This window comes from Marinifilum fragile JCM 15579 (genome assembly GCF_001310955.1).
Lineage (GTDB): Bacteria > Bacteroidota > Bacteroidia > Bacteroidales > Marinifilaceae > Marinifilum > Marinifilum fragile.
The window spans coordinates 234,738-258,112 of record NZ_BAZX01000003.1 but is presented as its reverse complement, the minus strand read 5'-3'; the positions used below and the strand labels follow the sequence as shown (position 1 = coordinate 258,112).

The window sequence follows — 23,375 nt, the reverse complement described above, 5'->3', positions numbered from 1 at the left end:
TTTTGTCCGAGAAAATACAGATACAAAATCAGATGTCAAAAAGTATTCAACAAATCCTAGAGCAAGATTCTTTAACAAAAGAAAATATAATCCAATTATTAAAATCCACTGAAGAAGATGAAAAAGCATTGTTTGCCAAATCATCTGAAATAAAGCTTAATTACATTGGGAAAAATGTTCATTTCAGAGGTTTGGTTGAATTCTCGAATATTTGCAAGAAGGATTGTTTATACTGCGGCATTCGGGCGGGCAACAAAAATGTTAACCGTTACGACATTGCTGACGAAGAAATTTTAAAAGCCGCAAAATTTGCCTACGATAATAACTATGGCTCTGTAGTACTTCAATCAGGGGAAAGATCGAATAAAGCATTTGTCGATAGAATAGAAAATCTGCTAAAGGAGATTAAAAAACTTAGTAACAATGAGCTTGGCATTACCATTTCTTTGGGTGAACAAAGCAAAGAAACTTACCAGCGTTGGTTCAATGCAGGAGCTCACCGATACTTACTAAGAATTGAATCGAGCAATCGTGAATTGTATGAAAAAATTCATCCAAAAAATGAAAACCATGCTCACGAAACAAGGTTAAAATGCCTGAAAGATTTACAGGATATTGGTTACCAAACCGGAACAGGTGTAATGATTGGCATTCCATTTCAGACTTATGAAGATTTGGCCAATGACTTGCTGTTCATGAAAGAGTTTGACATTGACATGGTAGGCATGGGCCCCTTCATTGAGCATGATGAAACTCCCTTATACGAATATCGTGATCAACTGATGAGTTTGAATGATAGGTTCAGGTTAACCCTTAAAATGATTGCCGTTTTGCGCATTTTAATGAAGGACATTAACATTGCATCGGCAACAGCTCTGCAGGCTATTGATCCGTTGGGACGTGAAAAAGCCCTAAAGATTGGCGCCAACATCATCATGCCAAATATTACCCCAACAAACGAAAGAGCAAACTATCTGCTTTATCAGAACAAACCTTGTATTGACGAAGGTGCTGATGATTGTACAAACTGCATGGAAGCAAGAATAAATATGGCAGATGGAGAGATTGGATATGGAGAGTGGGGAGATTCAAGACACTATGCAAAAAGAAGGAAAAATTCTTAAAAGGCAAATAACAAAAAACTAAGCCATTCAGCCATATAAACACTTTCAATTCCTTTAAAAAAATTGTACCTTAAATAGCATTAGCATATTTAGTTACATTTAAAGGAGTATTATGAGATATTTTGTGGTGTTTTGTATGGTTCTTTGTTTGATTTTACTCCCCAATCATCATTCCAAAGCGCAACAGTATAGCTTCCAAAACTATTCCCTTGAGGAAGGATTACCTCAGTCGGAAGTTTTTAGTTTAATACAGGATAGAAAAGGAAATTTATGGCTTGGAACCAATGGTGGCGGCATTTCCCGCTTCAATGGCAAAGAGTTTATTTCCTACGATCGCCGCCATGGTTTAGCTGACAATAACATTAGAGCTCTGCATCAGGATTCAAAAGATAACTTATGGATTGGAACAAGTATTGGCATCAGCAGTTTTAACGGCGTATCGTTTAAAAACTTTGGCACAGAGGATAATGTACCCAATGCTATTTATTTTAATATTTTTGAAGACAAGAGAGGACGAATATGGACCTTGGGAAATGATCAGAATAATCGACAAATCATTTACCGCGAAAAGGGTCAATTTAAAGATTTCATTGAAGAGCACAAAAATGTAATAAACAGAAATCAAGTGAGAAACCTGCTTATGGATAATGATGGAACAATCTACATTATTACCATAGATGGCTTATTTGAATTTAAGGATGAAACTCTCGCCAAATCGCCACTTAACGATCTTCCTGAATTTGAAGGGCAAATTGTTGCTCCTGCTTTAGTCGATGAAAACAATCAATTGTGGTTTTCAAATTTCATTCCAAACCAGGGATTTGTATTCTATAAAATGGTGGATAGCAAACCTATAAAAATTGATTTGCCAATTAGCACTCCGATCCAAAATATCGGTTCAGTTACTCTCGACTCCGATAATCGTTTATGGATTAGCGTTTTTGGAACCGGAGTTTTGGTTATAGATGAAAAATACGGCAAAATAATAGATGCCAGTCGTGGCCTGATCAATCCATTTATCAACAACATTGTTGAAGACCGGGAAGGTAACATATGGATGACAACTAGTGGCAATGGATTAATTAAGTATGGCAATAATAAGTTCCTATCCATTGATTTTACCAATGATATTGGGGGTAATATCGTTCGAGCAATCATGCAGGATTCCAAAAACAATTACTGGTTTAGCATATCTGGCAAAGGAATTGTTCAATACAAAAAAAACGAACGAAAAGCCTACACTCCTGCCGATCACCCAGGACTTATAAATATTCGTGATTTTTACGAACTGCCAAATGGAAATATTTTAATGGCAGGATTCAATGGTTTAATTGAATTTAATGGCACAAGATTTCGAGATGTATCACAACGCTATAATTTACCTGCAGGAACTGGAATTATAGATATTCTTGAAAAGGATGGAGAAATGTGGTTTACTACCCAGGGGTTTGGAGTGATACATTACGACAAAGCCGGCAATAGAACTCAAATTACCACGCAAAGTCATGGGTTAAAAACCAATCAAATCACAAATGTTTATGTAGACTCAAAAAATCGTGCATGGTTCTCTCACTTCCAGGGATTGAGCATGTTTGATAGAGATACTGTAATCAACTTTGATGAAACCAATGGCCTAAATTACAAATGGGTAATGCAAGTAACCGAAGATCAAAATGGAAACATTTGGGCAGCTACATTTAGTGGAGGAATCAATATCTGGGATGGAAAAAAGTGGAAATATATTACTACTGACAATGGATTAAGCTCAGACATCGCATACTCAATTTTAACAGATCAAGATGGCACAATTTGGGTTGGAGCACAAAATGGTGTTGATCGAATTAATTACGACGAAAAAGGTGAAATTAAAACCATTCGAAACTACAACAAATTTGACGGTTTTGTTGGAGTGGAAAACAATGGTTCGTGCAATTACATCGACAAAAAGGGCAACTTATGGTTTGGAACAATTAACGGTGCTATGATGTTTAGTCCAACAAAAGATGTTGTCAATCCCAATCCCCCCATCATTCAATTGACCGACATTAAACTATTTTTCCGAAAAGTAAACTGGAGAGACGAGAAGTACAGCAAATGCATGTGTGGTGTCAATCCTTGGTTCCCATTACCACAGGATCTTAATCTCACTCATGATATGCATCACCTCACCTTTAAATTTGAAGCATTAAGCTATAAAGCACCCGAGAAAGTAAAATACAAATGGAAATTGGAAGGACTAGATCAAGAATGGTCTCCAGTAAGTGACAAAAGTGAAGCAATCTACTCAAGAATTCCACCAGGAGAATATACTTTTAAAATTAAAGCATCAAACAGTGATGGCATTTGGACTCCGAATTCATATGAATATGATTTTAAAATTAGGCCTCCATGGTATAAAACATGGTGGGCAATAAGCCTTGAAATCATACTAATCGCACTTGTTGTTTATCTATTAATGAGAGCTCGCATAAGAAGTATCCAGCTAAAAAGAATTGAATTAGAGAAACTGGTAACTGAAAAAACCAAGGAAGTTCGTGAACAAAAATTCGAAATTGAAGCTCAAAACAAAATTTTGGCTGAGCAAAAAGATGAAATAAGCGAACAGGCTCACAACCTCCAGAAATCATATATAAATCTGATACATTTGAATGATATTGGCAAAGTGATTACCGCCAATTTATCCGTTGAAAGTATCATAGATACAGTATATGAATCGGTAAATGAACTAATGGATGCAGCTATTTTTGGTATTGGCATCTATCAAAAAGAGAGCAATAGTTTGGTGTTCCCAAGAATTAAAGAAGATGGAGCAAACCTTGACTCAGTGGAATTCGCTCTCGAGGATGATACCAGGTTGGCAATTTACTGTTACAAAGAACAAAAAGATGTATTTATTAAAGATTTACAGAAAGAATATCACAAATACATCACTAAAATTATTCCTGTTGAAAAATCCGAAACTCCAAAATCTGTTATTTACCTTCCGCTAAAAGTTAAAAACAAAACAACAGGAGTAATCACAGTGCAAAGCTTCAAGAAAAATGCTTATCAAAACTATCATCTATCGCTATTGCAAAACATAGCCGTGTATGCAAGCATAGCTGTGGAGAATGCTCAATCGTACCGAAAGATTGAAGCTCAAAGTAAAATATTACAAAGGGCCAATAAAGACATTAAGAAGCAAAAAGAAGAAATACAGATTAAAAATTCGGAACTAACAGAATTAAATCATGAAAAAAATCATCTAATAGGGATTATTGCTCATGATTTAAAGAATCCACTGACTTCAACAATATCAATTACAGAATATTTAAAGAACAAAATGATTTCGGAGAACAATTCTGAAGATCTTGAGAATGTATCATTCATGCTAAAAGCTCTACAGAGGATGAATCAAATGATTTCAAAAATTCTTGATATAGGTGTAATCGAGTCGAATTCTATCAACATACAGCTGGAAAAAACCAACTTAAAAAAGTTGATCGAAATGGTGAATTTGCATTTTAAAGATCATTTACAACAAAAACAGTTAAATCTTAAGCTTGATGTTTATGATACCTATGCTATGGTAGATCCAAATTACATGACACAGGTATATGAAAATTTGGTTTCCAATGCGATTAAATTTTCTCCAAAAAACAAGAACATTCACATTAAAATTTGGGAAGAAGGGGATAAAATCCGAACATTGGTTAGCGATGAAGGCCCAGGTATTTCAGTAGAAGATCAAGGGAAGTTATTCGGGAAATTTCAAATATTAAGTTCAAAACCTACCGGAGGTGAAAAGTCAACCGGACTTGGCTTGTCCATTGTAAAGAAATACGTAGAAGCCATGAAAGGTAGAGTTTGGTGTGAAAGCGAACTTGGAAAAGGAGCCAACTTTTATATTGATCTTGAAAAAGCGATCTAAAAGAAAATGTCCGACACATGTCGGACATTCTTTTAGATTAAGGCTTAAAAAACATATGTTGAATTTCAACCCCTTCAATTGCGTAAATTTCTTTTTCGAACCGATCCATATCTTTTTCTGAGCCAATCACCTGAATTAAAATCAGTCCATAAGGGTAATTTTCTACATGCTCAACTTCATAAATACCTAACCTGGTTTTTATTGAATTGACGTATCGAGCCAGAATTTCTTGAACACAGCCATTTTCTTTATCCTTATCACGGATAAGAATCCCAAAAATTCGAATTGTTGATCCAATCATCGTCAAAGAATTTTGAATTAGAGTATAGGGCCTTATCAAGTTACAAAAAAAGCTCTAGTTTATAAATTCAAAATCCAACACACAAATTAGAAATAAAGGTCGCGCTCCCCCTTCTTAACAAGTTCTAAACGCTCTTCGAGCTGCTCAACTTTTTGAGTATCTTGTAGCTCTTTTTTCTTTAGCTCGATTAATTTATATCCTTTTTCTTTCATTTCCGGAGTTCCGTAATCTTCAAGATATTCTGCAAGGGTAAGAATTGCATTTTGGGTACAATATCTCTTTATGAATCCAGGCACAGAAAATTCCATAAAATGCTCTCCTGTTCTTCCTTTTCGATAACAAGCCGTACAGAAAGAAGGCAAGTACTGCTTGTCTAAAAGTTCATCGATTACTTCTCCAAGGCTTCTGGTATCACCAATCTCGAATTGTTCATGATCCAATTTTTGTTCTTCTCTCGATTCTTCGCTATACCCTCCCAACTGGATATTGGTTCCTGCATCAATTTGTGAAACGCCAAGTTTAATTACCTCTTCACGTATTTCTTGAGTTTCACGAGCCGTTAAGATTAATCCTGTATATGGAACTGCCAATCTTAAGATTGCAACCAAACGAATAAAATCTTCATCGCTTACTTCGAATTTTGGATCAATCGTAGAATCTGAGGCTGCCTTAATTCTTGGAAAAGATATAGTGTGTGGTCCAACATTGTAACAAGCCTCAAAATGATTTACATGACGAACCAAGCCCATTACGTCAAATTTCCAATCATATAATCCAAATAAGGCTCCAATGCCCACATCATCAATTAAAGCTTCTTGTGCACGATCCAGGCCAGTTAGTCGCCAATCATAATCAGCTTTCTTCCCACTAATATGATATCGCGAATAAGCCTCTCTATGGTATGTCTCCTGGAATATCTGATATGTTCCAATTCCTGCCTCTTTTATCTTTTTGTATCCTTCAATATCCAGAGGAGCAGCATTAATATTCACACGGCGAATTTCACCATTACCAGATTTCACCTTATAAACAGTTCTTACCGAATCGGCAATAAAGTCAGCATCATACATCGGGTGTTCACCATACACCAATATCAACCGTTTCTGACCATTATCCTCCAAAGCCTTTACATCACTAATGATCTGATCATGAGCAAGAGTTGTTCTTTTCTGCTTTTTATTAGAGGCTCTAAATCCACAATATGTACAATTATTTGTACACTTATTCCCAATGTATAAAGGAGCAAAAATTACAATTCTATCACCATACACTTTTTCTTTTAATGTACGAGCTCCTTCTTTAATCTCCTCAATTAATACAGGGTCCTCTGTTTTCAAAAGAGCCGCAGTCTCTTGTAAACTCAGTCGATTCTTATCAAGAGATTTTTTAATAATTCGACGAATATTGTCCTTTGATGCGTCAGCTTCATCAAGCATTTCCCAAATTTCAGATTCATCAATAAAAGGTTTCATCCTTTCATCCTTAATCCGATACTCTTGAGGTTTGTAGATCATTTTCATGTTATTCGCTGTATATCTTCAACTCAATCATTAATAACGATCAAGTTTAATAGTATTTTGTTAGTTTTCAGCACAAAATTAATCATTATTATTTTGAAATGATTACAAATTGGAGTTTGAGGTCCAAATTTTCTATTTAAAACTCAAACACAAAAAAACCCTTGGGCTCTCCCAAGGGTTTCAATTTTATATCAAATAGATTATTAATGATATTTTCTCTTAATAAACCAATTTTCGAACAAGTTCAATTCTAAATTAATTCGCCCAAAATCTTCTCTTACCAAATTATTGGATGTTAAGCCCATCTGCCCAAATTCAAATGACATATTAATCATTCCTTTTCCTCTTGACAATGGCATACCTACTCCAAAGCTAAATCCTTTTGTTTTGATTCGTTCATCTCGCACCATCATATAGCCAGTATCATAAAATGCTCCAAAACGGTATGTCAACTTCTTAAAAAACTTCGTTGCATAACCATCATTTGCATTATATATGGTTGCAAGTGAAAACTTACTACGATCAACCAACTGATTCTCTTTCTCAAATTTTTTAGTCTCACTCCATTTTTCTAACAAATAATCAGCTCCAACCCATAGTTGCTTTCCTTTTTTCACACCTAAGGATACACCATAAATCTCAGGAACATCATATCTTCCACGATCAGTATCATTGTATTTTATCACCCCCATATTCAATACCTCTATCTTTCGCTTCGCTCCAACGCCAATTTGGGGTTGATACTTCACTCCTAACACTACTGCATTATCAACGAAGTTAAATTGATATTGCGCACCCACATTAAAATTTAATCCTGTTGAAATTAATTTTGTAGTATTCATATAACTCGCACTACTACCTCCCTGAGGAATAATTGACTCATCTCTGGTATTGTTCCCAAAAATATAAATTCCATTTACACCTAAAGATAAGTTATCTGTAATCTTAAAACCATTGGATAGTACTAATTGGTTCAGTCCTCCTGTACCTTTTAAAGATCGGGTAAAATAATTCGTTCCCCCTTCTACAAGTTCTCTACTGGTTATATCATATCCTAAACTTGTATAGGGAGTTAATGAGACTGCAATACCATAACCAGGTGCAGCTCTAAAACCAAAAGCCAATTTCGAAAAGTTCAAATCATTAAACGTATCGTCATCATTCCCTTGGTTTAGCTTGCTAAATTTAGCTGTCATTCCAAATTGAAAAATAAATTTCAAGCTATCCAACTGAGAAAGTGCTGCCGGATTATTTATATTTAGAACACTACCATCACTATATGACAAACTTGCCATACCAGTTGAGTTAATAATATCTTGAGTCATTAATTCTCCATAGCCATAATAGGAATATGGGGAACTTGTATTGTTTTGTGCCGACAAATCAGAGGACATATATATTAATCCAATTACTGTCAAAAAGCAGATTTTACCAACAGATTTTAAGCTTTTCATTAATCTAGCTATATATATTTTGTAAATATTTTTATTAACTCTCTCAATTATCGCTGAATAACGTAAGTAACTTTCAGTCTAATTCTAAAATCCGAATTTGGTTCATCTTCTATAATTAAACGATCATAAGTATTACCGACTGCTTCCCTCTGAAAACCAATCAAAATAGCATCTTCATATTCTTGACCATTTACAAGAATATTATTCACATAAGAAGTCAAATCTGTCACAAAATAAGATTCATCCTTATTTTGAGGATTCCTCACAAAGGCAAAACTTAAAGCCGTATTGTTTGGACCAGGCAGTACCGACCTAAATTTATTATCTGCCATCGTATTATATAGAATCAAATTGTTTTTAGGCAAAGGAAACAATTCTTCATCATAACTTTCATCCCTAGGGTATACTTGCAATTCTGCACTTAAAATTCCGCCTGTCAATCCTAGGGTTTTTAGGTTTTCAATGTAAGGAATTTTAATTTTAGTATACAAACCTATACCACCCTGAATAAATGTTAGGTTATCCGTTTGATCAGAATTCAATTCATTCTCTTGTTCAATTAAACGATCTAATTGTTGTGGCGTACTTGAACGATCAGAAGAATAATTTACAAAACTTAATCGCTCGTTCGGTCCACCTTGCACAACAGGGAAATCATGATATTTTTGTTTACCAGCATCTGCATAATCAGTTTCATGATAATATAGCCTTAGTCTTAACTTATTCTCACCAATTGGAGCTTGCCACATAACAGTATTATTATCTCCTGGACGAATAACAATACCTTTGATAAATCTATGCCACTGATTTACCTCTGTTACTGTATCGCTTTCTGCATTTACCAATTCCACAATTTCTTTACCTAAGGAAATTGCTTCTTCACTATCCATTTTTATATAGATTCCATCCCCATAATACTTTCCATAGTAGTCAATTACACCATTAGTTCCCTCATTAACCTTTCCATGAGAATCAATCACTTGATCATATTTAGATTGCTTGACTGGCTTTAGAAAAAACTCCGAATCTAAAAGAGGTGTTTCAGCATAATTAAATTTGGTATGACTATAAAAGAAATCTTCATTATCCGGCAATTCTAATTCCTCTGTTAATCGGTTGATTAGTAATCTTTGTACCTGCAATGTATCTCCAAAGTATTCTTTATTTGGATATGCCATAAAAACCAAAGAATCAAACTCTATAGGCACTTTCACAGTTACCTTATCAACCTCTTTTGTTGGTTTTGAGAATCCATTATTATAATCTAGTACTCCATAGTACTCAGTTTTAACATCTCCAAGAAATTCATCCTTATAACTACCAAGTATAGCATTTTTAAATCCTGAAGTAATCAAAGAATCCAAGATTACAGTCGAGGTCTTTATTGTAAGCGTATCGATAAGAACAACTTCTGAGGTTTCATCAATAAGATTATCCCCTATCTGATGCTCTTCAAAGTTGTTTGAGTTACAACTAATAAGAAAACTTAGTGTTAACAGCAATAAAAGTACATGGTTTGTTCTCATTCTCATAATTTAAAATACTAATCATATAACTTAAGGAGTCAATATAATTTATGATTAACTATAAACCTTTGTCATATTTTTGGATAACGCACAAATATAAATAAAATATTGAGACTATCGAATTTATTCTTTAATTGGTAAAATTTGTTAAATACCGCTTATTTTTACTGTCTAAAAATGAACTTATGGATTTTTATTTTATATTTGTCGTCTACATAATTTAAGATGTTTTAAACACTAGTAAGAAATTAAAAATTAATTGATAAAATCATAACAAATGAAACAACGACTATTAATAGTATTATTTGCATTATCTCTGTTTTTTACCAGTTGTGGTAGCGATAATGATTTAGTAGGTAACTGGATTAAAAGTTCTTCATTTGAAGGACGTGCTAGAAGCGGTGCTGTAAGCTTTGTAATTGGTGATTACGCTTACGTTGGTACAGGTTATGATGGAAAAGACGCATTAAAGACATTTTACAAGTACAGCCTTCAAGATGGTTGGAGCAAAGTTCAAAATGATTTTCCTGGTACAGGAAGAAGAGAAGCTGTAGCTTTCGAAGCTAATGGAAAAGTATATGTTGGATTAGGAGTAAATGATGATGATGAAAGATTAGGTGATTTCTACGAGTTTGATCCTTCAACAGACACATGGAATTCTACTGCAATTGACATGACCGGAGGACCATCTGCAAGACAAGGTGCAATTGCTTTTTCAATTAATGGCGTTGGATATGTTGGTACTGGTTACGGATTTCAGGAAGGTGAAGACCGCACAAATTTGAAAGACTTCTACAAATACGATGGAAGCTGGACTAAAATTGCATATGATGGAGAAAAATCCAGAAACGCTACTGCATTTGTAATCGATAATAAAGCCTACATTGTTTCAGGAGAAAATAGCATGAAATATGTATGGGAATACGATCCATCAAAAGTTAGCAACACATTTAATGGTTGGACTAGAAAAGAAGACCTTGATGACGATAACAATTGGGAGGGCGTACAGCGTTCGGGAGCTGTTTCATTTGTAATCAATGGTAAAGGTTATATAGCAACAGGTAGAAATACTGGTTTATCAAGAGAAGTTTGGGAGTATAATCCTGTAAATGATCGTTGGGATGAAAAAACGTCACTTGAAAGCCCTGAAGTTGCATCAAGAGAAAATGCTGTTGCATTTAGCTTAAACAACAGAGGTTTTGTAACTACTGGTACTGTTTCTGGTTCTGGTGCTTACTTTGATGACACTTGGGAATTTAACCCAACAATGGATGAAGACGATAAGGATAACTAGAAATTAATCTTATAATCTCAAAAGCCGTTTCAAATCTGAAACGGCTTTTTTTATGACTAAATTTAACGAAATTTGAGACTGCCAAACTGTTACTAACAGTTGCTACTACAAAGTTTTATTATCCAAAGACTAATAAACTTTTAACTGTTTAAAACAACAACAACAAAAGAAACATCTAACATATTTAAATTAGTTTGTCATTTATTTAACAAGTTTTAACTTTTAATTGTTAATAAATGTTAACAAAAAAACCTCCGACACAATGTCGGAGGTTTTAAAATATATCAATTTACTTATTTACGATTGATACTCTTTAATGATATCCGCTACATCACCAGCTGCAACACGTCCATAAACGCGCTCTCCAATGGTAACAACTGGAGCCAAACCACAAGCTCCTACACAACGCAGACAGCTTATTGAGAATTTACCATCCTCAGTAGTCTCTCCAACAGGAACGTTAAGTTGACGCTTGAACTCTTCCAATACTTTCTCAGCACCTCTAACATAGCAGGCAGTTCCCATACAGATAGAAATTGGGAATTCACCCTTTGGTACCATTGAAAAGAATGAGTAGAACGTTACAACACCATAAACGTGAGCAACAGAAACGTTTAATTCACGAGCAATGATTTCCTGAACTTCTGCAGGCAGGTAACCAAATGTCTCTTGAGCCTTATGAAGCACATTGATCAATTCGCTTCCTTCATTATTAAATGATTTGCAAATCTCCACAAGCTTATCCACTTTGGATTTTGCTAATTTAATTTTTGCCATAATATAAACTCCTTATATTAATTGGATTTCAAAAATCCAGATGGTTCAAAATAATTTATTCAATCTCGATTTCGTTACTCTTATCGAAATAATGAGTATGTAACAATTTATGAGATAATTCACTACATGGCTTACCCAAGAACTCTTCATACAATTTAATAATGTATGGGTTCTCGTGCGATTTACGGATTGCCTTACCTTCATCTTCGCGATAAAGAGCAGCAGCACGTTTCTTCAAGATTGAAGAATCGCCATGGTGCAATGGCTGACCACCACCACCAATACAACCACCTGGACAAGCCATAATTTCGATTGCATGATATTCTGATTTACCATCACGGATGTCTTCAAGAAGTTTACGAGCATTACCTAGACCATGAGCAATACCAATATTAATTGGAAGACCATCGAAATCTACAGTAGCACTGCGAATACCATCCATACCACGTAAAGCTTCGAAATCAACTTTCTCAAGAGTTTTACCTGTGTATACCTCGTAAGCAGTGCGAGCAGCAGCTTCGATTACACCACCTGTAGCACCAAAGATAACACCAGCACCAGTAGACTCGCCAAGAGGGTTATCGAAATCTTCATCAGGCATAATGCTAAGATCCATATTAGCCTGCTTAATCAAGTTAGCCAACTCACGAGTAGAGATTGAATAGTTTACATCAGGATCTCCGTCAACCTTGAATTCATCGCGCTGACACTCGTATTTTTTAGCCAAACAAGGCATGATAGAAACCACGATCATGTCCTCACGATTGATTCCCATTTGTTTTGCCAAATAGTTCTTGGCAATAGGACCAAACATTTGTTGAGGAGAACGAGCTGTAGAAGGAATATCCTTCATTTCTGGGAAATGGTGCTCGAAGAAATTCACCCAACCTGGACAACAAGAAGTCAGGATAGGAAGTTTCACATCCTTATCACCATCCAAATGCTTCTGCAAACGCTCTAGCAACTCAGTACCTTCCTCCATAATTGTAAGGTCGGCAGCAAAATCAGTATCGAATACTTTATCAAAACCTAATTGACGAAGAGCTGAAACCATTTTACCTGTTACCAAAGTACCAGCTTCCATTCCGAATTCTTCACCTAAAGCAGCACGAACCGCTGGAGCAGTTTGTACAACAACAGTTTTCTTAGGATCGGCAAGATCTCTAATCAACTGGTTGGTATGATCTTTTTCAGTTAATGCACCAGTAGGACATACAGCTACACACTGACCACAATAAGTACAAGTTGATTTCTCCAAATCCATTTCGAATGCTGGAGCTACAACAGACTCAAAACCTCTGTTTACAGCAGAAAGAGCACCTACAGTTTGTACGTCATTACACATGGTTTCACAACGACGACACATGATACATTTATCCATATCACGGATAATAGATGGAGAGTAATCTACCTTATAAGTTGATTGCTCACCTTTGTAGTGCAACTCGCGAACACCAAACTGATGTGCCATAGTTTGTAAATCACAGTTCCCTGATTTTGCACAAACCAAACAATCAAATGGGTGATCAGAAAGCATCAACTCCATTACAGTTTTACGAGCATTTAACACTCTCATGTTGTGAGTATGAATAACCATTCCTTCCTCACATTTTGAGTTACAAGAAGGTGCCAAGTTACGACGTCCTTCTACCTCAACAACACAAATTCGACATCCGCCAGGCTTGTGTTCAATGCCCATATCTCCCAAGTGCATATAACAAAGCGTTGGGATTTCGATTCCTAACTGCTTTGCTGCTTCATAAATAGTAGTTCCCTGGGGTACTTCTATTTGTTTATTATCAATGGTTAATTTGATCATTTTTTCCATTTTAAGATCCTCCTTACTGAATGCTAATCGCATTAAACTTACATTTCTCCATACAAGCACCACACTTGATACACTTAGCCGTATCGATAATGTGAGCTTCCTTACGATCTCCGGCAATACAATCAACCGGACAGTTGCGAGCACAAAGAGTACATCCAACACAAAGTTCAGGATCAATCACATATTGCATCAATGCCTTACACTGACCAGATGGACATTTGTGTTCCTCAACGTGAGCAATATACTCATCATAGAAGTTTTCAATTGTAGAAAGAACAGGGTTTGGTGAAGTCTGTCCTAAACCACAAAGAGAAGTATCTTTAATTACTGTACTTAGGTTTCTCAACAAGTCAAGATCTTCCTTAGTACCTTTTCCTTCAGTAATCTTATCCAATAATTCATACAAGCGCTTGTTACCTACACGACATGGAGTACATTTACCACATGATTCTTCTACAGTAAAATCAAGGTAGAATTTCGCAACAGAAACCATACAGTCATCTTCGTCCATTACGATCATACCACCTGATCCCATCATAGAACCAACAGCAAGAAGGTTATCAAAATCGATTGGAGTATCCAAATGTTTCTCAGTTAAACAACCACCTGATGGACCACCAGTTTGAACTGCCTTAAATTTCTTACCATCCTTGATACCACCACCAATTTCGTAAATTACTTCACGAAGAGTAGTACCCATTGGAACCTCTATCAAACCTACGTTATTGATCTTACCGGCCAAAGCAAATACTTTAGTACCTGTAGATTTTTCAGTACCAATTTTCTTAAACCATTTTGCTCCTTTGTTAATGATAACAGGAACATTCGCAAATGTTTCAACATTATTTACGTTGGTTGGTTTGCCGTTGTAACCAGATTCAGCTGGGAATGGAGGCTTTACAGTTGGCTCACCACGAAGGCCTTCCATAGAGTGAATCAAAGCAGTTTCCTCACCACACACAAAAGCTCCTGCTCCGTAACGCATTTCAACGTCAAAGTTGAAACCTGATCCCATGATATCCTTACCCAAAAGACCATATTCACGAGCCTGCTTAATTGCAACTTTCAAACGCTCGATAGCAAGTGGATACTCAGCACGGATATAAATTAATCCTTTATCAGCACCCATTGTATAACCACAAATTGCCATAGCTTCAAGTACTGAGTGAGGATCACCTTCCAAAATGGAACGGTCCATAAATGCTCCTGGGTCTCCCTCATCAGCATTACAAACCACATATTTCTGATCAGCCTCGTTCTTAGAAGCAAATTCCCACTTCAAACCAGTTGGGAATCCTCCACCTCCTCGTCCACGAAGACCAGATTCTTTAATTTCATCAATTACCGCCTGAGGAGTCATCTCGGTCAAACATTTTCCAAGAGCTGCGTATCCATCAGTAGCAATATATTCATTGATATTTTCAGGATTAATAAAACCACAGTTACGAAGTGCAATACGAATCTGCTTCTTATAAAATCCCATATGCTTTGAATCACTTACCACCTCTTTTTTCTCTGGGTCTGTGTAAAGCAAACGCATTACTTTACGACCTTTGATGATATGCTCCTCTATAATTTCTTCAGCATCTTCAGGCTTCACTTCGATATAGAAGGTATTGTCAGGAAGAATTTTTACGATAGGTCCTTTTTCACAAAATCCAAAGCAACCTGTCATTACTACCTGAACCTCTTCTTCAAGCCCTTTAGCTTTTAGAGCATCCTGTAGATTATTTTGAATAGCCTCACTTGCAGATGCACGACATCCTGTACCTCCACAAATAAGAATATGCATTTTATACTTTTCCATAATTGCGTTTTCTTTTGTTAGTTGTTGTCAATAGTTTTGTAGTTAACAGGAATAATGCCATCTACCAATTCACCTTGTTTGATGTATTTCTCAATCACTTCATCAGCTTTCTTAAGATCAACATCTCCAAAAACAACAGGCTCTTTACCTGGCATTGTTACTTCAATTGTTGGTTCTGCATAACAGTATCCCATACAACCTGTTTGAGTAACAATAGAATTAATACCTCTTTTGGCAGTAGCTTCAATTAGAAACTCCATTACCTCTTTTGCTCCTGATGCAATTCCGCAAGTTGCCATACCAACTTTAATTTGCACCTGAGCGTCTGGATCGTTGCTCTTCTCCCTAAGATCCATCTTTGCATGCAGCTCTTCTTTTATCTTCTTCAGATCTGCAAGGGATTTAACTTTTGCCATAATCTCAAATTATTAAAGGTTAGAATTTAATTATCTATATTATAATGTGTTTAGGTTCTCTTTAATCATTTCCTTTAAGTATCGCATGATATTCGGATCTGAAACCGGCATATCATCCAAAACTTCCTTTACTTCTTTTGTATCAAAAATATATTCACCCCCATCGGTAATATGCGTGTAAACAAAATCCATTTCAGGATTTGCCCCAACCAACAAGACCATTGTTCCTGCTATATCTCCTAATGCAGGTCGATCAAGGTGCTTGTGTGAAAAAGTTGCTTTCAACTCAGTACCAACCCCTACCTTAGATGATATCTCCATCTTTCCTCCTGTCATTTCAGCATTTTGCTTTAACAATGACAATCCCAAACCTACTTTACGTGTAGTTCTGGTTGTAAAAAAAGGATCAATCGCTTTAGCCAATACCTCTTCAGACATTCCAAAACCATTGTCTTTAATCGAGATTGAAAACAAGTCCTCTTTCTGACTTTCGGTAATTTTCAATTCAACCAAAGATGCTTCAGCTCTCACTGAATTTTGGATGATATCCATTATGTGCATCGACAAATCTTTCATTCTTCAATCTCTACTTTTCGACCTTCTTCTAATCTCAACGCTTTTCTTACTTCACAAAAACTTAATTCTTCCATAAAGAAATTGGTCCACTTATTTCCGACATTTTCTATATAATGAGCATCCGAACTTTTAATAAAGTTGTACTTGCTCAAATACTTATTCTTTTTTAAGAACTCTTCTTTTGTTATATGATGAGAGAGTTCCAATGCATCAACATTCAAATCCGGAGGTAAAAATCCTAGCTGACTGATAATGCTGTTCATCATCTTATTAATATGAGCGGGAATAAACAATCCTTCCAATTCGTGAACTTTTCTTTCAATTTCTTCTATACTTTGATTCAATCCTGAAATCAAAAGGCATTCTATTTCATCAATAATCTCCTCTTTCTCGTTTACCACTACCTGATATCCAAATTTATTCTCGTCATTAGGTATTTTTGGCAAATGCTGATCTAAGTATTTCTGAAATTCAGAAAGCTTTTCCTCATTCTCAAAAAAGCACAAGCAATGCACCTCTTCTTTGGTTGTTACCTCTGCTCCCATCAAAACCATAATTCCTTCCTTTGCTGCCAATTCTTTAATTAGCGGTGCGTGCAAAGTTGAATTGTGGTCGGTTATTCCCAATATGTCAATACCACATTCTTTGGTTTTTTGAACAATATTTACCGGACTCATCTCCAAGTCTCCGCAGGGAGATAAAACAGTGTGCGTATGCAAATCTGCCCGGTATTTGTTCATCTGTTTATAATTTTTAGCAATTTGTCAGATGGAAGCCACAAGATTAAAATAATTATTGTCCTACTATTTAATAATTATTTTAATCATGCTTGTTTCATTCTACTTTGCCTGATTTATGATTTCATATAATTTCCCAGTCAGTTCAAAAGCTTCCTCCTCTGAAGAAAGAATTGGAATTCCTTCCTCATTACTTTGTTCCAAAGTATCTGCTTCAGGCTCATATCCTTTTACCAAAACAATAGCTGCCAATTCTTTTAAAGAGGCAATTGCCATGATATTTTTATGAGTTTGCAATGTTACCCAAACATGGTTTTCATCTGCATTTCCCATAACATCGCTTAACAAATCCGAAGTATAACCTCCTTCAATTTCACGATTCAATCCATTTGCTCCTGAACAAACTTTCAGTCCTAATTTTTCAACTATATCTTGTACTATCATAATACTAATGATCGTTTAAATTCTTTTTTTCAAACCTGCTTTTACCCCAAGTATCTTCTGAAATATCAAATGATTCTTGAGGAGATATCAAACCTTCTTTGGTTAACATCTTTTGAAGAAAAACACATTGTGTCATTTTAGCCTTCCCCTGAACCACATCCTCTGCCAAAGCCTGACAGCGTGGTGCTCCACAAGCTCCACAATCGATTCCGGGAAGAACTTTCATAATGCGATTAATTTTCTTCATTTTCTTCATGGCAACCATCATATCCGAATCTAAACTTAAAATCGATCGTGGTTCCACTTTATTGATTGAGATGTTTTCCTGCAAATATGGCTTATACAGGTCAATCTCTCTTTCGGGCAATATCATTGGCTTGTTTCTATGATACCAAGCTGCACGTTTTCTCAAACGTTCAATCGCAAGAAAACGATTCTCCGTTGCCAGTACTCCACCAGCACAAGAGTGATCACAAGCTCGAAGTTCCAAAAAGTCGACATCCGTTATTTCTTCGTTCTCTAACTTTTCCAAAACTTCAATTACATTATGAATCTCATCAATAGCCAAACACCTTCCTGAGTATCTCGATGCCTCCCCCGTTGTTAACGTCCAACCAATGCTTCGTCGAGACATATGAATATTTTCCGGATATTTTTTAGTTTCCTTATTACTATTCTTAATACTCAACAAAACCTTATTATAGATGAAATCCATATTAATAACTCCATCTATTAAAGATTCTTCCTCTCCCACAGGACTTTTTACAGCAGCAATTTTTGCCGCACAAGGAGTCACATAAAAAATTCCTATTTCTTCCTTAGAATAGCCTTTATCTTCTAGTTTCTTGCGATAAAACTGAGCAGAAATATCAATTACAGGCTTTAAGCGAATAATATTGTCAACTAAAGCTGGGAATTTAACCTGTATTAAACGAACTATGGCAGGGCAAAAACTTGAAATAAAAGGTCTCTCCTGGTGATGCTTGTGCATGAATTTTTTAGTAGAATCAATTAACACATCTACAGCGCCATCTACCTCATAAACATGAGTAAATCCAAGATTTTTAATTTCATTATAGATTTGAACCTCGGAAACATCATCAGGAAATTGTCCAAGTAAAACAGTAGGTAAAAGAGCTACTCTTTGTTTATAGTTAAAGATTTGAGTGAAATCATCTTGCTCGACAATTATTGCATTAACAGGGCATGCTTGTAAGCATTCACCACAATCAACGCAAGCATTTTTATTTATATCAGCAGTACCATTTTTTACACGAATAGCGGCAGTTGGGCATACGTTCATACAGTGCGTACATCCGATACACACTTCATCAACTACCTTTAATGCGTGATAAAAATGAGTTTGCTCCATCTATCCGAAATAATTTATGATTTCAACCTCTGTACCTACATCAACCTTGCTAGTAATGTTCATTTGATCAGAATTTCGCTTGATGTTTGGCAATCCCATTCCAGCACCAAACCCCATTTCTCTTACCTGTGGTGTAGCTGTGGAGTATCCTTCTTGCATGGCCTGATCAATATCAGGAATTCCAGGACCTTTATCTTCAATCTTTACGATAATCTTGTCAGTATCAATATCCACATTCATGCAGCCTTCAAAAGCATGAGCCACAACATTAACTTCTGCCTCATATAATGAAACAACTGTTCTTTTTATAATTTTAGGATTTACATTTAGCTGTTTTAGGATTTTTTTCACTTCGCTCGAAGCTGATCCTGCTTTAGAAAAATTACCGCCTTCTATTGCAAACTTAAATTCCATTCTCGTCTATTAATACACAGGCTGTAAACCTATCTCGTTTAAAATTGAACAAGCACTAAACATTGAATGACCACATTCAAGTAAAGTCATCTCATTCTCACATGCCAACTGTTTCATTTCCTCTGTTGCCTTCTTATCTCTTACAAACAAAATGAAAGATATATCAGACATTTCCGATGTACGAATGGTCTGCAGATTATTTAAACCTGTTATTAAAAGAAGATTTTCTGTATCTATGGTTAGTACGTCACTCATTAAATCCGAAGCAAATCCAAATTGAATTTCTTGATCCATATTACTGCTTCCACAAATAACACGCGCATTAAGTTTATCAACCACATCTGCTACTTTCACCATTATCGCAGTATTAAGTTATGTTTATCTTTTCAGTCTTTCTTAACGGCACTAAGATAAGAATTTGAGGTATATTAATAAATGATATTTAAAGGAATAGATTTATTTTAATCAAATACATAATTAGTCTAAATAATACCCCATAAACTATCAATTCTAAATAAAAATACGATCTTGTTTTTAAGCCTTAGTTCTCAGAATCTATTTAAAAATTAAGATTAAACTATAAGTTTGTTATTATTAGGTAGGAGATTTTTTTTAAGTATATTCGCCTTATAGCTGGATACATTTTGCTCATTTAGCAAATTATTTCTTTAATTAATGGGGAGAAAAACACAACATATACTGGTCTTTATTCAAGATCAAAATTATATGAGAAAGGCAATAGTGCATGCATTTAAGCTAGCATCTATATTTAAAACAGAGGTAGCATTTGCCCAAATTTCAAAAAGTACTTCCAATAATAAATTGCCAATAAGTTTAATTGATGAGCTGAATACGGAAAACATAGCTTACAAGGAAATATCATTGGGAAACCTGGCGATTGAACCCAATAATACAATTCAGCAACTTGAAGCCATTTTTATTGTTACGGAATTTGCAAAAGGTAAGCTTTCTGCGATTAAACAGAATGAGGTTTTCACTTATTTATACAAGGCCAAAATCCCAAGCATTTTGCTAGGAGAAAAAAGCGAGGAAAAGTGTAATTACCAAAATATTACTGTGCCTGTTGATTTCAAAAGAGAAACAAAAGAAAAAATGATATGGGCAAGCTATTTTGGACGCTTTAATCAGGCAGTAATTCATTTATTTGTTGCCAACCACAAAACTGAATCAGCTCAAAGAAAAATTAAGGCTACACTAATTTTTACCAAGAGAATGTATGAGCAATTCAATTTTGATTATAAAATTGTAAAATCAGAGAGAAGTAGTAACTGGTTGAAACAAGATGCCTATTCGTTTTCTGAACAATTCCACTCTGATTTAATTGTTCTGTTATCTCAAAAAAATAATGGATTATTAAACAAATATTTTGGTCCTGCTGAGATTAAAAAACATTTGCGTAATAATAAAAACCCAATTCTTTTTATTAATCCATTAAAGGATTATTACCTACCGTGCAATTAGTTAGAAAAAACAGATTGAACCTGTAAACCCATAATCTCTAAAGAAGATTAGTAATTTCTAAAATAGAATATTAACTTTAGGGTAATTATTACAAACAGACAAACAACATCAACTTTAGTTTTCTTTTCATGTCTGTTTAATTATCAAACAAAAAAAGGAATTACCCAATCGGTAATTCCTTTTTTGTTAATATATAAAAATGACCTTATCTTACAATATTCATTTCATCAAGTAAATAACCTGCTCCAGCAAACTTATCTACAATAAAAAGAACATATCTGATATCAAGAGATACATTTCTACAAATTTCAGGATCATACATCAAATCAGACATCACACCTTCCCAGGCACGGTCGAAATTCAACCCAATTAACTCTCCATTTGCATTCAAAACCGGACTACCTGAATTTCCCCCTGTAGTATGATTGGTTGCTGCAAAACAAACTGGCATTTCACCTTTGGCATTTGCATAATCACCAAAATCTTTTGAGTCATAAAGATCTCTTAATTTTTGAGGTACATCGTAATCGAAAATTTCAGGATTATCTTTTTCTATGATTCCATCCAGTGTTGTGTAATGAGCATAGCTTACAGCATTTCTTGGTTTATAACCAAACACTTTACCATAATGAACTCGGAAAGTTGAATTTGCATCAGGATAAAATACCTTTTCTGGTTGCATTTCCATTAAACCTGCCATATATGTGCGTTGTAGCTTATCAATCTGATCCATGATTTTATTGTAATCAGGAGCTATTCTAGAGCCATAGAAAAATGAGATGTCACTTGATAATACAAACAAAGGATCCTTGCTTAATTTTTTAGCTTGAGAAACTTTATAATTATCAATGAACTGATCTAATTTAGCTTGACTGGCAAATATCGATTTTGCAAATGCTTTTTCTGCAAACGCCTCAAAATCACCTTTGTATTTTTGCTTGATATTCTTTATCTCCTCAGGTAAAAATTCATCAGATAAATTTTCACTATACATTTTTAAAGTAGCTGCCAGTAATTTTTTCTCTGTTGGCAGGTTGAAATTCTTAAAGAATTTTGCACTTTCTTCCTTTAATTTGTATAATTCAGGTTGAATCTTTTCTGAATCCTCTTTCTTAAGATTGATAGAGTTTTGAATTTACCAGCCAAACCTACAGTTTCAGCTCCTCTAAATCCAGCTTCCATTGCATAATCTCGAGCTAAGCTAAGTGGAGTTACCTGGTTGTAATATGCTTTCATTTTAGCCAGAATACCAGCATATTTCTTCTTCAATTCAGGAGTAGAGTTTGCCCACTCTTCAAATTTCTTCTCAAGAGCCTCTTTCTTCTCAATTGCATTCAATCGATTCAATCCTTTAATTTCACCTTGCCATCTTTTCCAAGAGTTAGCAACACCAGCATATTTAGCCGAATATTGAATTCTAACCATTGGCGAAGCATCCATATCTGCACGCATCAAATCCAACTTCTTGGTTCTGATTTTGATTTTATGAGGATTATCAACCTCTGTCATCATTTTTAAAGCATAAGATGTCAGGTATTCTGTTGTTGTTCCAGGGTATCCAAAAACCATGGTAAAATCATCCTGATTTACTCCTTTTAATGAGATTTTGAATGACTGTTTAGGCTTTAAAGGCACATTATCTTTTGAATACGAAGCAGGCTTATTGTCTTTTCCTGCATAGATTCTGAACATTGAAAAGTCACCAGTATGACGTGGCCACATCCAATTGTCTGTATCACCACCAAACTTACCAATTGCTGAAGGAGGAGCTCCTACTAAACGTACATCTTTAAAGATTTCGTATACAGCCATGAAGTACTGATTACCGTTGAAATAAGCCTTCACACTTGCTCTGTAGTTAGTATCTTTTTCCGCCTCTTCAATAATAGCTTTAGTGTTTTTCTTAATCAACTTCTGACGATCAGATTCCTTCATATCATCAGTTACACCATCCAATACCTTCACTGTAACATCAGCCATACGAATTAAAAATGAAGCTGTAATTCCTTCATTTGCCAATTCCTCTTCACGACTCATGGCCCAGAAACCATCTTTTAAGTAATCATGCTCAAGGGTTGAATGTGATTGGATTGCACCATATCCACAATGGTGATTCGTAATCATCAAACCTTGGTCTGAAACCAATTCCCCGGTACAAAAGTGATGAAATGGTCTTCCCTCTCTACCAAGTCCAACCACAGCATCTTTTAAACATGCCTGGTTAATGTCGTAAATATCTTCTGCAGTTAACTTGAAACCAGCTTTCTGCATGTCTTCAATATTGTACTTCTTTAAAAGCATTGGAATCCACATTCCCTCATCCGCTTTCACAGTGCTTCCTATTAGCAGTAATACTGCCAATAAAAGCAAGCTAATCTTTCTCATAATGGTCT

At 35.3% G+C, this 23,375-nt stretch carries 20 protein-coding genes; 4 read left to right on the top strand and 16 right to left on the bottom strand.

The genetic code is table 11. From position 1 onward, the window contains the following. The first annotated feature begins 32 nt into the window (after positions 1-32). Together hydE and JCM15579_RS04385 are read left to right on the top strand one after the other, a co-directional pair. Complete coding sequence (gene hydE, locus JCM15579_RS04390; protein ID WP_054716262.1) at positions 33-1,124, top strand: [FeFe] hydrogenase H-cluster radical SAM maturase HydE; 1,092 nt, start codon at positions 33-35, stop codon at positions 1,122-1,124. Positions 1,125-1,236: 112 nt separating this feature from the next. Next, complete coding sequence (locus JCM15579_RS04385) at positions 1,237-5,034, top strand: sensor histidine kinase (RefSeq protein WP_083464523.1); 3,798 nt, start codon at positions 1,237-1,239, stop codon at positions 5,032-5,034. Positions 5,035-5,071: 37 nt separating this feature from the next. On the opposite strand, the gene JCM15579_RS04380 is transcribed toward JCM15579_RS04385, so the two are convergent. The 4 genes from JCM15579_RS04380 to JCM15579_RS04365 all read right to left on the bottom strand — a co-directional run bounded on the left by JCM15579_RS04380 (position 5,072) and on the right by JCM15579_RS04365 (position 9,835). Then, on the bottom strand, positions 5,072-5,335 hold the full coding sequence (locus JCM15579_RS04380) for a hypothetical protein (RefSeq protein ID WP_054716257.1): 264 nt from the start codon (positions 5,333-5,335) through the stop codon (positions 5,072-5,074). 86 nt (positions 5,336-5,421) lie between these two features. Further along, positions 5,422-6,849: a [FeFe] hydrogenase H-cluster radical SAM maturase HydG gene (gene hydG / locus JCM15579_RS04375; RefSeq protein ID WP_245625823.1), complete on the bottom strand. Its 1,428-nt coding sequence runs from the start codon at positions 6,847-6,849 to the stop codon at positions 5,422-5,424. Between the two features lie 209 nt (positions 6,850-7,058). Continuing rightward, positions 7,059-8,309, bottom strand: coding sequence for a BamG family beta-barrel-assembly machinery protein (gene bamG, locus JCM15579_RS04370; protein ID WP_054716251.1), 1,251 nt, complete (start codon positions 8,307-8,309; stop codon positions 7,059-7,061). Between the two features lie 47 nt (positions 8,310-8,356). Beyond that, the gene (locus tag JCM15579_RS04365; RefSeq protein ID WP_172677357.1) at positions 8,357-9,835 is read right to left on the bottom strand and encodes a DUF4270 family protein; all 1,479 of its coding nucleotides are present in this window, start codon (positions 9,833-9,835) and stop codon (positions 8,357-8,359) included. Positions 9,836-10,112: 277 nt separating this feature from the next. Between JCM15579_RS04365 and JCM15579_RS04360 the strand changes: the two genes are divergently transcribed. Continuing rightward, entirely contained in the window at positions 10,113-11,129 is a 1,017-nt protein-coding gene (locus JCM15579_RS04360; RefSeq protein WP_054716245.1) for a Kelch repeat-containing protein, read from the top strand. Positions 11,130-11,426: 297 nt separating this feature from the next. On the opposite strand, the gene JCM15579_RS04355 is transcribed toward JCM15579_RS04360, so the two are convergent. From JCM15579_RS04355 to JCM15579_RS04310, 10 genes are all read right to left on the bottom strand, one after another. Continuing rightward, positions 11,427-11,906, bottom strand: coding sequence for an NADH-quinone oxidoreductase subunit NuoE family protein (locus JCM15579_RS04355; protein ID WP_054716241.1), 480 nt, complete (start codon positions 11,904-11,906; stop codon positions 11,427-11,429). 55 nt (positions 11,907-11,961) lie between these two features. Beyond that, positions 11,962-13,725, bottom strand: coding sequence for an NADH-dependent [FeFe] hydrogenase, group A6 (locus JCM15579_RS04350; RefSeq protein ID WP_305067096.1), 1,764 nt, complete (start codon positions 13,723-13,725; stop codon positions 11,962-11,964). Positions 13,726-13,747: 22 nt separating this feature from the next. Then, complete coding sequence (gene nuoF / locus JCM15579_RS04345) at positions 13,748-15,541, bottom strand: NADH-quinone oxidoreductase subunit NuoF (RefSeq protein ID WP_054716238.1); 1,794 nt, start codon at positions 15,539-15,541, stop codon at positions 13,748-13,750. A 17-nt stretch (positions 15,542-15,558) separates the two neighbouring features. Next, positions 15,559-15,957: a (2Fe-2S) ferredoxin domain-containing protein gene (locus JCM15579_RS04340; RefSeq protein ID WP_054716235.1), complete on the bottom strand. Its 399-nt coding sequence runs from the start codon at positions 15,955-15,957 to the stop codon at positions 15,559-15,561. A gap of 39 nt (positions 15,958-15,996) precedes the next feature. After that, on the bottom strand, positions 15,997-16,533 hold the full coding sequence (locus JCM15579_RS04335; protein ID WP_054716232.1) for an ATP-binding protein: 537 nt from the start codon (positions 16,531-16,533) through the stop codon (positions 15,997-15,999). After that, positions 16,530-17,273, bottom strand: coding sequence for a PHP domain-containing protein (locus tag JCM15579_RS04330; RefSeq protein ID WP_054716228.1), 744 nt, complete (start codon positions 17,271-17,273; stop codon positions 16,530-16,532). Before JCM15579_RS04330 ends, JCM15579_RS04335 begins: the two co-directional genes overlap by 4 nt. A 99-nt stretch (positions 17,274-17,372) precedes the next feature. Then, positions 17,373-17,714, bottom strand: coding sequence for a DRTGG domain-containing protein (locus JCM15579_RS04325; RefSeq protein WP_054716225.1), 342 nt, complete (start codon positions 17,712-17,714; stop codon positions 17,373-17,375). A gap of 4 nt (positions 17,715-17,718) precedes the next feature. Then, positions 17,719-19,086, bottom strand: coding sequence for a [Fe-Fe] hydrogenase large subunit C-terminal domain-containing protein (locus JCM15579_RS04320; protein WP_054716223.1), 1,368 nt, complete (start codon positions 19,084-19,086; stop codon positions 17,719-17,721). Next, entirely contained in the window at positions 19,087-19,500 is a 414-nt protein-coding gene (locus tag JCM15579_RS04315; RefSeq protein WP_054716219.1) for an ATP-binding protein, read from the bottom strand. 9 nt (positions 19,501-19,509) lie between these two features. Next, the gene (locus tag JCM15579_RS04310; RefSeq protein ID WP_157471331.1) at positions 19,510-19,857 is read right to left on the bottom strand and encodes a DRTGG domain-containing protein; all 348 of its coding nucleotides are present in this window, start codon (positions 19,855-19,857) and stop codon (positions 19,510-19,512) included. Positions 19,858-20,226: 369 nt separating this feature from the next. Between JCM15579_RS04310 and JCM15579_RS04305 the strand changes: the two genes are divergently transcribed. Beyond that, positions 20,227-20,982 (top strand): hypothetical protein, encoded by a 756-nt coding sequence (locus JCM15579_RS04305; RefSeq protein ID WP_054716216.1) that lies wholly within the window; start codon positions 20,227-20,229, stop codon positions 20,980-20,982. A 205-nt stretch (positions 20,983-21,187) separates the two neighbouring features. On the opposite strand, the gene JCM15579_RS22225 is transcribed toward JCM15579_RS04305, so the two are convergent. Further along, positions 21,188-22,075, bottom strand: coding sequence for a S46 family peptidase (locus JCM15579_RS22225; RefSeq protein WP_262493484.1), 888 nt, complete (start codon positions 22,073-22,075; stop codon positions 21,188-21,190). Further along, positions 22,051-23,367, bottom strand: coding sequence for a S46 family peptidase (locus tag JCM15579_RS22220; protein ID WP_262493482.1), 1,317 nt, complete (start codon positions 23,365-23,367; stop codon positions 22,051-22,053). The genes JCM15579_RS22225 and JCM15579_RS22220 overlap by 25 nt, the downstream gene beginning before the upstream one ends. Between the last annotated feature and the right edge of the window lie 8 nt (positions 23,368-23,375).

Coding starts and splice junctions, on each gene's coding strand:
- hydE (WP_054716262.1), top strand. CDS start 33: ATGTCAAAAAGTATTCAACAAATCCTAGAGCAAGATTCTTTAACAAAA.
- JCM15579_RS04385 (WP_083464523.1), top strand. CDS start 1,237: ATGAGATATTTTGTGGTGTTTTGTATGGTTCTTTGTTTGATTTTACTC.
- JCM15579_RS04380 (WP_054716257.1), bottom strand. CDS start 5,335: ATGATTGGATCAACAATTCGAATTTTTGGGATTCTTATCCGTGATAAG.
- hydG (WP_245625823.1), bottom strand. CDS start 6,849: ATGATCTACAAACCTCAAGAGTATCGGATTAAGGATGAAAGGATGAAA.
- bamG (WP_054716251.1), bottom strand. CDS start 8,309: ATGAAAAGCTTAAAATCTGTTGGTAAAATCTGCTTTTTGACAGTAATT.
- JCM15579_RS04365 (WP_172677357.1), bottom strand. CDS start 9,835: ATGAGAACAAACCATGTACTTTTATTGCTGTTAACACTAAGTTTTCTT.
- JCM15579_RS04360 (WP_054716245.1), top strand. CDS start 10,113: ATGAAACAACGACTATTAATAGTATTATTTGCATTATCTCTGTTTTTT.
- JCM15579_RS04355 (WP_054716241.1), bottom strand. CDS start 11,906: ATGGCAAAAATTAAATTAGCAAAATCCAAAGTGGATAAGCTTGTGGAG.
- JCM15579_RS04350 (WP_305067096.1), bottom strand. CDS start 13,725: ATGATCAAATTAACCATTGATAATAAACAAATAGAAGTACCCCAGGGA.
- nuoF (WP_054716238.1), bottom strand. CDS start 15,541: ATGGAAAAGTATAAAATGCATATTCTTATTTGTGGAGGTACAGGATGT.
- JCM15579_RS04340 (WP_054716235.1), bottom strand. CDS start 15,957: ATGGCAAAAGTTAAATCCCTTGCAGATCTGAAGAAGATAAAAGAAGAG.
- JCM15579_RS04335 (WP_054716232.1), bottom strand. CDS start 16,533: ATGAAAGATTTGTCGATGCACATAATGGATATCATCCAAAATTCAGTG.
- JCM15579_RS04330 (WP_054716228.1), bottom strand. CDS start 17,273: ATGAACAAATACCGGGCAGATTTGCATACGCACACTGTTTTATCTCCC.
- JCM15579_RS04325 (WP_054716225.1), bottom strand. CDS start 17,714: ATGATAGTACAAGATATAGTTGAAAAATTAGGACTGAAAGTTTGTTCA.
- JCM15579_RS04320 (WP_054716223.1), bottom strand. CDS start 19,086: ATGGAGCAAACTCATTTTTATCACGCATTAAAGGTAGTTGATGAAGTG.
- JCM15579_RS04315 (WP_054716219.1), bottom strand. CDS start 19,500: ATGGAATTTAAGTTTGCAATAGAAGGCGGTAATTTTTCTAAAGCAGGA.
- JCM15579_RS04310 (WP_157471331.1), bottom strand. CDS start 19,857: ATGGTGAAAGTAGCAGATGTGGTTGATAAACTTAATGCGCGTGTTATT.
- JCM15579_RS04305 (WP_054716216.1), top strand. CDS start 20,227: ATGAGAAAGGCAATAGTGCATGCATTTAAGCTAGCATCTATATTTAAA.
- JCM15579_RS22220 (WP_262493482.1), bottom strand. CDS start 23,367: ATGAGAAAGATTAGCTTGCTTTTATTGGCAGTATTACTGCTAATAGGA.